Origin of the sequence: Shewanella sp. M16, from assembly GCF_018224605.1 — a bacterium.
Taxonomy (GTDB): domain Bacteria; phylum Pseudomonadota; class Gammaproteobacteria; order Enterobacterales; family Shewanellaceae; genus Shewanella; species Shewanella oncorhynchi.
The window spans coordinates 140,234-152,321 of the sequence record NZ_JAGTUL010000008.1; the positions used below are offsets into that span (position 1 = coordinate 140,234).

Genomic DNA, 12,088 nt, shown 5'->3' on the forward strand with positions numbered 1-12,088 from the left:
AAGGGCGCGACAGTGAAAACTGCCGCGCTTTTTCATTTTAATGGATGGAAGTTCCATTTTGATTTCAGACTGTTTCAGTCGTGCTCGACTGTGATCTCGTAGGATGAAAATTTACGAATGTTAATCACGCCCGTATCAAACATTAAATACTGTCCCTTGATCCCCTGCAAAATTCCGCTGACGACCACATTTTTATCGAAATTGTGCGAAGTGATCTTCTTCGGGAAGGTGTCAATTGGATAATGAATTGGCTGAATCGTTTCGTGCAAACGCTCGATACTGTAATCGCCTTTTTGCATGCCGATTTCGTGCAACTTAGCCTCAATTTGTGGGATCAGTTCCGCAGCCTTAGCATTTAAATCAATATCGTCGGCATGGCCTTTTAACATGGCTTGCCAATGGGTTTTATCATTAACCAGTTTTGCCAATTCTACTTCGACTAAGCCTGAGAGCTGCCTTGTTGAGACTTTAAAAATCGGTAAACCTTGGGTAGCACCTTGGTCAATCCAACGGGTGGGCAGTTGAGTGTGGCGGGTAATGCCGACTTTAACGCCCGAAGTATTCGACAGATATACATAATGCGGCACAAAACAGTGGCTCTGGGCCCACTCTGGTTCGCGGCAAGTGCCTTGGTCGTAATGACAAGTTTCCGGCTTCATGATGCACATATCGCAACTCGCCAGCTTTTGCATACAGACAAAACAATGGCCCTGCGAGTAACTCTTCTTGCTCTTTTTACCGCAGTTGCAGCAGAAGATATTGCCCGTGTGGGTCAAGGTTAATTGCTTGCCTATCAATGGATTGAGCGGGAGTAACTCATCACCAACAACGAGTTGATATTGCACTTGTTGCGCGTCATCTAACTGCACGCGCATCTTTTTTAGCGTTCCTAACATGGTCATCCTAATGTGTTGCGTTCTGGTGCAGCTTAGTCGCTCATCATGCGGTCTAGTGCACGCTTCCGTTATATCGTCATTGCGTGGCCGTCAGTATACAAGATTATCCAAGTCAGTTTAGATAGGATTTTTCGATAAGTAAGTCGATAAGTGAGTCGATTGACTGAGTGCACCTAAACCTCTTTTGTTTTACTTAACCATTTGTACACTAAGGCAATAATACCGAAAGTAAGCAAGGCTGCTGGTAAGTAAATGATTATGCTCATAAATTGTGTTTGGTATTTTGTTGCTAATTGGGTATGGCTAATGAGATACCCAAAACCAACAACGGAAAAAATCCACACCATTGAACTGATGAAGTTAATGAGTAAAAAACGACGGGAAGAAATACCCGTTGCACCTAAAATATAGGGGTAAACGGTACGAACAAAAGGAATATAACGTGCGAGTAGCAGGGTTATCACTCCATAGTTATCAATTAGGTGGGTCGCTTTTTCCTGATGTTTGATATCAATATTCGACAGCAGTTTTTGGTAAATTTGGGTATGCCCTAAAAATCGACCCTGTAAATAACCTATAGCTGTACCTGTAAAGGTTGCTAGAACCAATAACGGCATAATACCGATATGAAGAATATCTTGATAAATCAGCACTCCAGTGAGAAAGAGTAGGCTATCTCCGGGTAAAAATGCGGTGGGAATAAAGCCATTTTCTAACACTAAAAAGCCACAAATTAATGCGCTGACCATGATGGCGATTTTAGGATTGGCTAAAACCGCCAGATCATTGTGTATCATGGCTTGGGCCAGTTCGTATAACTGCTCCATACGTACTACTCCCTAAAATAATTGATAAAACATAAAGATGGAAACTCGAAAGCGGCAATTTTGAACCTGAGCTATGGTGTTTCGTGGGTTATTCTACCAAGGGAGCATGAATCGAAAGGCAGTTACAACATTAAATTTTGTTGGTGTTAGTGTGTTTATGGTTCAGTAATCGGGTTTTGTGGGCTTTTTATAGTAAAAATATTAAGCATTATTATACGGTTAATAAATTTCGAATGATGGCATCAACTTACAAACCCATTTGCCAGATTCCTATGCGTATTCTAACGATTCCAACTATCCAGTATTGATTGCACTGGCTTAACTTAATTTGAACACCTTGCCGCGAATATCGGTTTTTAAGCATTGTTTTAAGCGCTCTTAAAGTGCTGTTTGAAAGTGCCATTGCGAGTGCACTCTCTAAATGTGTTGGCGTCCTAAGTGTTAGCTTGCCGTAAAAGCTAATGGCATTAACGGCTTAATCTATCGAGCACGAGATCATCCCCAAGAGCATAGAGGGATTCTACCAGTTGATCTTCTTGGGCGAGATCTGTGAGTCCAAGGCCAATGGTTGCCCGAAACAAAGCTATGCCTGTGTGGCCTGCGGTTTCATATTGACTACTAAACTGCTCGATATTGATGCCAATTGCATTGATTTTATTGGATATATCGAGCACGAGTCCGGGTCTGTCATAGGCCACTAGGTTGTAACTTAAGCGTTTAATGGGCTTAAGAGCGACCGAGGTTTTGGAGTAGGTGAGGGACAGGCTATCGATGCATTCTAGGGCCTCAATGAGCTCGTCCATCCGCAGTGACGGCACTTCGAGTAACAATATCGCGGCAAAGACACCGTCAATATGGCGTAATTCTGAGTCGAGCCAGTTGCCGCCATGACGACTCACAGCATGGGCGATTTGTTCTACTAATCCTTTTCTATCAGGTGCTTGTAGTGTGATTAAGTATCGTAGCATAGTGACTGACTCCTATTTTTTGTAAAAGGCACCTGTTTTAAAACGGGGTGTAACACAACTGTCATCTTTGCGTCATATAATCCAACGCACTTAGAATAAAGGATGTTGTTATTGCTCAGTTTACGTTCAAACAGTGTAAGCATAGCACTCGGCAAATCCTAGCGAAAAAACTCGCTAGCTATTAATAATAGAGGTTCTTAATGGAAAGTCAGGTCACTCAACCTGGTTCTGCATCGCACAGTATGCTTAAAGGCGGACGCTCGAATCGCAGGGCATTTAAGGATAAAGCGGCGCAAATCAGCGTCACTATCGGCGGCACTATGGTATTTGTCGCCTTATTGTTGATCTTCTTTTATCTGTTGTATGTGATTAAACCCATTTTCGACAGTGCTGATGTCACACCCGTTAAGAGTGTGAGCTATCAACACGCGGATGTGCCGACCTTAATGGTGGGTGCTGAAGAGCAAAATGAGGTGATGTACCGTGTGAGCGTTCATGGTCAAGTGGACTTCTATACTGTTGCCGACGGTAGCTTACTTTCTAGCTTTACCCCGACGTTACCAGCGGGTGTTACAGTCACCAGCGCCGCCGTTGCTGTACCGAGCGAACAACGTTTTGCGCTAGGATTAAGTAATGGTCAGGTCATAGTGGCGGGCCTAGAGTTTGGTTTAACGTACCCCAATAACAAACGTTTAATCACACCTAAACTGCGTTATCCCGCAGGTGAAACCCCTATTACCGTCGATGAGACGGGCAGTGCGATTCATAAGCTGACCTTCACTTATAGCTCAGACAAAATGAGTTTTGCTTATCAAGATGAAAGTGGTGTTTGGCGCCTCACTCGTCTCGAAGGGCAAGAGAACATGATGACTGAAGAAGTGGAGTGGGTTTCTACGACGTCACAAATTCAAGATGCGCCGAAGAAAGTCTCCCACGAGCTGATGACGCCCGATCAACGTCAATTGATGTTGCAAACTGGCAATAAAATTTTCGTGTACGACATCCGTGATACTGACAGCTTAGATCTGCTGCAGGTGATTGATGTTGAACGTGCTAAGGCACAAGTCAATAACGTGGCTTTGCTGGCGGGGGCGAGTTCATTACTGGTCAGTTATGACACAGGTATTGTGGCGCAGTACTTCCAAGTTAATGGTGAAAAAGGGCGTTTATATCAAGAGATTCGTCAGTTTGATGACTTACCGCCCATCAGCTCGATTGCCTCTGAGTTTTATCGTAAGAGTTTTGCGACAGTGAGCCCTGAGGGTGAGCTAACACTACTTTATACCACGAGTCATCGTGAACTGTTTGATGCAAAGTTTGACCTTAAAAATCCCGGTAAAATGGGCTTTACCCCACGCTCAAACGGCATAGTCGTTGAGGCGGACAAAAAGCTGCATATCTTCAGTGTGGAAAACTCCCACCCAGAAGTGTCATGGAGCGCCATGTGGGACAAAGTGTGGTATGAAGGTTATCCAGAGCCTAAATATGTATGGCAATCGACCTCAGGTTCTGACGATTTCGAAGCTAAGTTGAGCTTAATGCCATTGGCCTACGGCACAATGAAAGCGGCATTTTATGCCATGTTATTTGCCGTGCCTTTATCCGTTGCTGGTGCGATTTACACGGCTTACTTTATGTCGCCTAAGGTGCGCGGTTTCGTGAAACCGACCATTGAAATCATGGAAGCATTACCAACGGTGATTTTAGGCTTCTTGGCGGGTCTGTGGTTAGCGCCACTGATTGAAGAGCATCTCCCCGGCATTTTAATTCTACTGATCTTATTGCCGACCTCGATACTCACGTCTGCCTATGGCTGGAGCAGGTTGCCGGGTAAGTGGAAACAACGTTTACCCGAAGTGTACCAAGAGCTGATGTTGATCCCTGTGGTCTGTTTCGTGGGTTGGTTCTCTTTTGCGGTCAGCCCAATCATCGAAGTGGCGCTGTTTGATGGTAATACCCGTCAATTCATCACTAACGAACTGGGGATCACCTTCGACCAACGTAACGCGCTGGTGGTTGGTATTGCCATGGGCTTTGCGGTGATCCCAACGATTTTCTCCATCGCTGAAGATGCCATTTTCTCTGTACCTCGTCATTTATCTAACGGCAGCTTAGCCTTAGGTGCGACGCCTTGGCAGACATTGACACGCGTGGTGTTGTTAACCGCCAGTCCGGGAATTTTCTCGGCCATTATGATGGGCCTTGGCCGCGCCGTTGGCGAGACCATGATCGTACTGATGGCCACTGGTAACACTGCCATCATGGAATGGAGTGTGTTCGAAGGGATGCGAACCTTGGCGGCAAACATTGCGGTTGAAATGCCTGAATCGGCTATCGGTAGCTCGCATTATCGTGTGCTCTTCCTTGCTGCGTTCGTACTATTCATCTTTACATTCTTCTTTAACACCATTGCAGAAGTGGTGAGACAGCGTCTACGTGAACGCTATAGCTCGCTGTAACGGGGATAAGACAATGACATTAAATACTATTTCGCCAGTGACCTTGAGAGGTTTGTGCAATGGGTAAGTGGGTAAAATCAGGCTCGCCATGGATATGGATGACGGGCGGTGCTGTGAGCATCAGTTTGATTGCCGTCTTAGGCTTATTATTGTTAATCGCATGGCGCGGCTTAAGTTACTTTTGGCCTGCAACTGTTTACCAGTGGGAGCTTGAAGATAACACGGGTGTACGTTCGACCTTAATTGGTGAGGTTTACGATAGGGAAGAAGTACCGACTGAGCGTTTGATTGCTGCTGGCCATGTGTTTAAGCAACATCCGGGCGAGTTTGTGACCCGTTACTTAGTGAAAACCGGTAACCGTGAATTTGTGGGTTTGGATTTCCGCTGGATATTAGGTACGGACATTGTTAGTCGTTCTGTGCCAAGCGAGGTCGCACTGATCGAGCGGGCTAAAAACGGTAACTTCTACGGTTATCCGATAGCCGTGATTGAAAATGGCAAGCGTCTTGATTTAGTGAATGATGCGATTGAATCCTCCTTAATGGAGCACATCGAACGCGCTGTTGCCTTATCGGACAAAGCGGTTGATTTGCAGAAGCAAGATATTGGCTCGATTAACTACGCCATTGAAAAATTGCGTTTGCAGGAGCGTCGTTTCGAGCTAGATGGGGAACTGACCGACAGTATTAAAGCTGAGTTGGTCGCCAAGAGAGCTCAACTGCAAGAAGATTACTTAGTGCTTGAGAAAGCGTTATTTGCCCTGCGTGATGATGCGGCGCGTGACTCGGTTATTGTCCGAGATATGCGCGGCGAAGAAGTTGAACTAAAGCTCGATACCGTTCTCGATGTGACCTATGTGAATCACTTAGGACTCATAGGAAAAATTGGTAAGTGGTTTGTCGGTATTGGACGCTTTATGAGTGACGATCCGCGTGAAGCCAACACTGAGGGTGGCGTGTTCCCCGCGATTTTCGGCACTGTATTTATGGTGATGTTGATGGCGGTTATCGTGACGCCATTTGGCGTGGTCGCGGCGGTTTATCTACATGAATATGCTAAGAAAGGCCCTATTACTAAGATGATCCGCATTGCGGTAATCAATTTAGCGGGTGTGCCCTCGATTGTGTATGGTGTATTCGGTTTAGGTTTCTTCGTGTACATGATGGGCGGTTCCATCGACCAATTGTTTTACGCTGAAGCTTTGCCTGCTCCTACCTTTGGTTCGCCAGGGGTGATTTGGTCGGCATTAACCCTCGCGATTTTGACGCTGCCAGTGGTTATTGTGTCGACTGAAGAAGGGTTAAGTCGTATTCCAAGCGCGGTGCGTCAAGGTAGTTTGGCACTGGGCGCGACTAAGGCTGAAACCCTGTGGCGGATTGTGATCCCGATGGCGAGCCCAGCGATCATGACGGGTTTGATTTTAGCGGTCGCTCGTGCTGCCGGTGAAGTGGCACCACTGATGTTGGTGGGTGTCGTTAAATTAGCGCCAACATTACCACTGGACTTTAACTTCCCGTTTGTGCATTTAGAACGTAAGTTCATGCACTTAGGGTTCCATATATATGATGTGGGCTTCCAGAGTCCTAACGTTGAAGCGGCACGTCCTCTGGTGTATGCGACCTCTTTCTTGCTGGTGTCTGTGATTGTGGCACTCAACTTGACGGCCATTAGCGTGCGTAACCACTTACGTGAAAAATATCGTTCGCTTGAGCACTAATCAGCGATTATCCTGAAAGTATTAGGACTAAATATGATTTCTATAGATTCGACAGCAATGAAAACCAATAACTTTGATTTAGCTAACTTAAGCCAGAACGACACCGCGTTGGAGATCCGTAACTTAGATTTGCGCTATGGTGATAAGCAAGCGCTGTTTAATGTATCGATGAAGATCCCCAAGAAGCAAGTCACTGCCTTTATCGGCCCCAGTGGTTGTGGTAAATCGACACTATTGCGCTGTATTAACCGCATGAATGACTTAGTTGATAATTGTCATATCGGCGGCGAGATATTGCTGCACGGCCAGAATATTTACGACAAAAAGATTGACGTCGCGGCCCTGCGCCGTAATGTCGGTATGGTGTTCCAACGCCCAAATCCTTTCCCTAAGTCGATTTATGAAAACGTTGTTTATGGCTTGAGATTGCAAGGGCTGAATAACCGTCGTGAACTCGACGAAGCGGCTGAGCGTTCATTGCGCGGCGCGGCGATTTGGGACGAAGTTAAAGACAGATTGCACGATAACGCCTTTGGTTTGTCTGGCGGTCAACAGCAACGTCTGGTGATTGCCCGTGCGATAGCCATTGAGCCAGAAGTGTTATTACTCGACGAACCAACATCGGCACTCGATCCGATTTCGACGCTGACGATTGAAGAGTTAATCACTGAGCTTAAGACGAAATATACTGTGGTTATCGTGACTCACAACATGCAACAGGCGGCGCGGGTATCGGATCAAACGGCCTTTATGTATATGGGTGAATTAGTTGAATATGCTGATACTAATACGATTTTCACCACGCCGAAAAAACGTAAGACTGAAGATTACATCACAGGACGTTACGGTTAATCGCTTGAGTATCGGATAAGGCCATCACGGCTTGGTATGGGTCAACAGTTAAGTAACAGGTTGGAACGCAATGGAAAACATGAATTTAAGTAAGCACATTTCGGGTCAGTTCACCGCTGAGCTGGATGATATCCGTAATCGAGTGCTCGCCATGGGTGGCTTGGTTGAACGTCAGCTAGAGCAAGCGATTGATGCCTTAAGTGCCCTCGATGCCGAGTTAGCCCAGCGGGTGATTGCAGGCGATCATAAGGTCAATGCGATGGAAGTCTCCATTGACGAAGAATGCACACGTATTATTGCTAAGCGTCAACCTGCGGCCAGCGATTTACGCTTGATTATCGCTATTTCAAAAACCATCGCCGATCTTGAGCGTATTGGTGATGCCTGTGTGCGGATTGCAAAAGCAGCATTAGATAAACGTTTGAATAATCAGCAGCCTTTGTTAGTTAGTATTGAAAATATGGGGCGTCATGCGACTCGGATGTTGCATGCGACTTTAGATGCCTTGGCCCGTATGGATGCCGATACCGCGTTAGAGCTGCATAAAGAAGATGCTAAGCTTGACCGTGAATATGAAGGCATTATTCGCCAGTTAATGACCTATATGATGGAAGATCCGCGTTCAATCCCAGACATACTCGACGTATTATGGGCTGCACGCGCAGTAGAGCGTGTCGGTGACCGCTGCAAAAATATCTGTGAATACATCATCTACTACGTAAAAGGTAAAGACGTTCGCCATACTTCCTACGAAGATATGGAAAAGGACATGAAAGGCTAACACAAGCATTAATCTGCAGTTTTGATGCCTGAATAAAACGCTCCGCAGTCTCTGTGGAGCGTTTTGCTTTTAGGATGCTGAGCTAGGATCGTGAAATAGAGAGGCGAGCTAGGCTTTTGGGCTATGGATTGTGAAATTGGATAGCTAAATTAAATAGTTAAATTAGATTATGAACTGGCATTCTGGAACGGTACTGCGAATAAAGAAGGTCATTTTTGTATTTACAATAAATTAACCTTTGTTTAATCTGATGCTTGCAATAAGTTTTAGCTGTTGGAAAAGGGCGGTAGACCTAGATAGTGAAAGTAGTCGAAGCCTAAGTGCTAGCGTTTTTGTGTTTAGCTGTGGATTGATATCACAGCATGTTAACCTCAGAATTTAACCGCCACCCCTATTTGTTACCGCTAAGGTTTGGGGTTAGCAGCGCAACGGAATGGGCGCTGTGTCGGCGATAACATGGATAAGTTGATGAGCCCATTATTGCATTCTTTAAAGCAAGGTTTCGAAGCCCTTAAAAGTATTCGAAATCATATTTCTGAAGCGAATTTACCCGCTGATTTCCCCCGCGCTGAATTACCGCCACTGTACGAGGAAGCTAAAGCCGAGCTATTGCAGCTATTAGCGCCGCTAGAAGCCTATCGTATTGAAAAGCTTGAAACTAAACTCTCCCGTAAAAAATGGGCGAAGCGTCTAGGGTGGCTAGTGTGCCTGCCCGCACTGGCTTTTGATTTAATCTCGTTAGCCTCTAACCATGACCCAACCATTTTGAGCCTGATCGTCCTCGCCGGCATTTTGATGTGGGTTCATCTGCCTGAAATGCAATATAAGCGCCATTACAAATATAAAATCTTGCCTGTTTTACTCAAAAAACTAGGGGACTACCGTTATAGCCCCGATTCCTGTGTCAACCTTGATTCAGTGGCAGATTTCGAACTTATGCCCCGTTTTAGCAAGCAACAATCTGAGGATCATATTCGCGGCAAGGTAGAGGATATCAGCTTTGAATTTTGCGAATTAACCTTAAAATCCCGCAGGAGCAAATCAGACAAGATCCAATTTAAAGGTGGGGTCGTGATCATGACGATGCCCTTTAGCTTTGAATCCCATACCGTCGTCAGCCAAGACTATGGCTCCCTTGGTAACACCATGGCAGGCATAAAGAAACCCAGAGTGAAACTCGAAAGCGTGACCTTTGAAGCGATGTTTGAAGTGTATTCCCATGACCAGCATTACGCGCGATATCTATTGTCTCCCGCCGTAATGGAGCGCCTCGTCGAACTGGAACAGTTATTCCGTAAAACGGCGCGCGGGTCGGGGCTAAGTATCGAATTTAAAGCCAATAAAGTGCTGATCATGGCGAGCTATTTTGGCAATTTATTTGATACCGTCGATATCAATTTACCCACCCATGATATGTCGAAAATTCCGCTGTTACAGCAGGAGTTAGTCTTGATTACTGGCATCATCAAACAGTTAAAACTGGATTATCTAGCCGCGCAAAATCTGGCGACACAGCAGACACTTGAGAGGATTAACACATTCGCGGGTTAACTAGAGCTGTTCTTTTCTCTGTATTTTGAACTGTACTTTGAGCAGGCTTTTATTCGTCGTAAGAAGAGCTTGCTTCAGAGGACTTAGCGTTTGCAGGTATCCACTCATAAAGGCTTGCCATGGCATTTACTCACCGACTCGGAGAATAGCAACCTAGATTTTCTGAGCTTATGAACGAGAGCCATAGACGGCGAACTGGCCGTTAAACAGGGATGTTGTTCAAGTCCATCCGTGGATGCTCGACCGCCCCGTCCATGGTGCGGACGGTCGTCTCGCTAATCACCATGGCTCACCTTTCGAGCATTCGCGTAATCTGTAGATTTAAAAGACATACGCAACACACTTTGGGACATAAATCAGTTAGTGCAAAGGGTCTAAAGGTAGGTCATGGGATTAGTAAATGTATGGTTTCAAATAACGTTTACGCTGATCCCACATATCTTATTCCTGCTCTTTAATTTTACAGTCCAACATTAACTTTAACACCTGCTTATACTCAGCTCTTTCGGGTTCATTTTGTATGGCTAAATTAATAATAGATAAAGCTTCACTATCCTGATTATTAGCAAATAGAGCTGTAACTAACATACAGCGAGCCTGTGATAAGCTCGGGGTTATTTGAACGGCTTTTTCTAAATGCTCGATCGCTTCCTTGTAATTTTTTCTCGAAAGAAAGTATTTTCCCAAAGCATGATGAACAAAATCTAGATTTGGTTCTAGCTCATTAGCTTTAGTGTAGGCTTCATAGGCTTCATCTTCTTTTCCAAGTGTTGAAAGAATTATGGCTTTCCCTGCGTGAAAATTTGATTTTTCAGCACTAAAACTCTCAGCTTTATAAAAAAAATCTAACGCCTTCTCTGACTGTCCTTTTCTAAATAGTGTTAACCCAAGGTTCAGATAGTATGGGCTTGGAAATTGATCTAATTGAGTTGCCTTAATATATGATTTTTCTGCTTCTTCAAGATTCCCTTTTTTGGACAACACATTACCTAAATTGAAATGATATATAGGTTCATCAGGAGAGTGTCTAAGTGCATACCTAATGTTCTCTTCAGCTTCATGTAGTCTATCAGTTTCAAGCATCAACATAGATAATGAGCTATATGCTTCAGCAGATTCTGGCTTTAAAGTAATCGCAAACCTGTAATCACATTCTGCTAACTTTGGCTTTTTAAGGCCTGTTCTAACATGCCCCCTCATAATATAAGATCTATAACTGCTAGGATCTAATGTGATGCAATCTTCTATAAGCCGTTGCGCTTTATGTAATGTTTCAAGGGTTGAAAAGGATTGAAGCGCCTCAGTCTTTATATCTGCTCCCATAAGATAGAATGCTTCATACAACTTATTGTCAATTTCCAGCTTTAAACGTTTTTCTTTTAAAACCGAATCGTCAGTTGCTATTTTTAATGTCTTACGATTAGACCTGTAAGATAAAATTAACGAGGCAAAAGAAACCAACAGAGCTAGAACTGCGACCTGCGAATCGCTTTGTAAGCCAATCTGTTCCCAAATGGCTTTAGTGTAAAGAATTATATTGTCAGACATTTCAAGAGATTCAATGCTAATGATACAGAGATAATACATTTACTTTTAAGTCTGATCTAGACACACAATAGATTAGAAAATATGAGGTTATATTAGCTATTCTCCTGTAACAAAAATTATCTCGCTGACACGGAATGGGGCAGTAGCTTATTAGCTAAACGAACAGCAGAAGTGTTAGTTAAGATTGGCATTGTTGCAACTGTGACCGTTGGCGGCATGGATGCCGTCGTCGAGCCCTCAGGGACGAGTTTATGGCGAGTCACAGGGGAAACAATGACAATGAATACTGCACAACTGACGATAAAATTATCTTGCTTTGGTGCAAATATCTTTTTAGCTAAACGAACAGCTGAAGGGTTAATGAGGATTGGCATTGTTGCACCAGTGACCTTCTAAAACATGGATATTTTATTAGAGCCCTTAGGGATGCTTCTTGTTAAATAAAGAGACGACGAGTCACTGGGGAAGTAATGACAATAAATGCCACT

The 12,088-nt window shown here is 44.4% G+C and carries 10 protein-coding genes; 6 read left to right on the top strand and 4 right to left on the bottom strand.

Annotated elements, in window-relative coordinates; genetic code table 11:
- Positions 1-74 precede the first annotated feature (74 nt).
- The 3 genes from KFE26_RS07710 to KFE26_RS07720 all read right to left on the bottom strand — a co-directional run bounded on the left by KFE26_RS07710 (position 75) and on the right by KFE26_RS07720 (position 2,691).
- A complete protein-coding gene (locus KFE26_RS07710) occupies positions 75-896 on the bottom strand; it encodes a DUF2797 domain-containing protein (protein ID WP_212600064.1) in 822 nt (273 codons plus the stop codon).
- A gap of 173 nt (positions 897-1,069) precedes the next feature.
- Positions 1,070-1,723 (bottom strand): DedA family protein, encoded by a 654-nt coding sequence (locus KFE26_RS07715; RefSeq protein ID WP_212600065.1) that lies wholly within the window; start codon positions 1,721-1,723, stop codon positions 1,070-1,072.
- 467 nt (positions 1,724-2,190) lie between these two features.
- On the bottom strand, positions 2,191-2,691 hold the full coding sequence (locus KFE26_RS07720) for a glycine cleavage system protein R (RefSeq protein WP_028760534.1): 501 nt from the start codon (positions 2,689-2,691) through the stop codon (positions 2,191-2,193).
- A gap of 200 nt (positions 2,692-2,891) precedes the next feature.
- Between KFE26_RS07720 and KFE26_RS07725 the strand changes: the two genes are divergently transcribed.
- The 5 genes from KFE26_RS07725 (at position 2,892) to KFE26_RS07745 (ending at position 10,052) form a co-directional block, all read left to right on the top strand.
- Positions 2,892-5,150, top strand: coding sequence for an ABC transporter permease subunit (locus KFE26_RS07725; protein ID WP_198572158.1), 2,259 nt, complete (start codon positions 2,892-2,894; stop codon positions 5,148-5,150).
- A 59-nt stretch (positions 5,151-5,209) separates the two neighbouring features.
- On the top strand, positions 5,210-6,868 hold the full coding sequence (gene pstA, locus KFE26_RS07730) for a phosphate ABC transporter permease PstA (RefSeq protein ID WP_028760532.1): 1,659 nt from the start codon (positions 5,210-5,212) through the stop codon (positions 6,866-6,868).
- Between the two features lie 33 nt (positions 6,869-6,901).
- Positions 6,902-7,720: a phosphate ABC transporter ATP-binding protein PstB gene (pstB, locus tag KFE26_RS07735; RefSeq protein WP_028760531.1), complete on the top strand. Its 819-nt coding sequence runs from the start codon at positions 6,902-6,904 to the stop codon at positions 7,718-7,720.
- A 70-nt stretch (positions 7,721-7,790) separates the two neighbouring features.
- On the top strand, positions 7,791-8,501 hold the full coding sequence (gene phoU / locus KFE26_RS07740) for a phosphate signaling complex protein PhoU (RefSeq protein WP_028760530.1): 711 nt from the start codon (positions 7,791-7,793) through the stop codon (positions 8,499-8,501).
- Between the two features lie 468 nt (positions 8,502-8,969).
- Positions 8,970-10,052: a DUF3137 domain-containing protein gene (locus KFE26_RS07745; RefSeq protein ID WP_212600080.1), complete on the top strand. Its 1,083-nt coding sequence runs from the start codon at positions 8,970-8,972 to the stop codon at positions 10,050-10,052.
- 441 nt (positions 10,053-10,493) lie between these two features.
- Here the strand turns inward: KFE26_RS07745 and KFE26_RS07750 are convergent, their stop codons facing one another.
- Positions 10,494-11,600, bottom strand: a complete 1,107-nt coding sequence (locus tag KFE26_RS07750) for a tetratricopeptide repeat protein (RefSeq protein WP_212600066.1) — start codon at positions 11,598-11,600, stop codon at positions 10,494-10,496.
- 171 nt (positions 11,601-11,771) lie between these two features.
- Here KFE26_RS07750 and KFE26_RS07755 point away from each other — a divergent pair, with 171 nt between their 5' ends.
- A complete protein-coding gene (locus tag KFE26_RS07755) occupies positions 11,772-11,996 on the top strand; it encodes a hypothetical protein (RefSeq protein ID WP_212600067.1) in 225 nt (74 codons plus the stop codon).
- Positions 11,997-12,088: the final 92 nt, after the last annotated feature.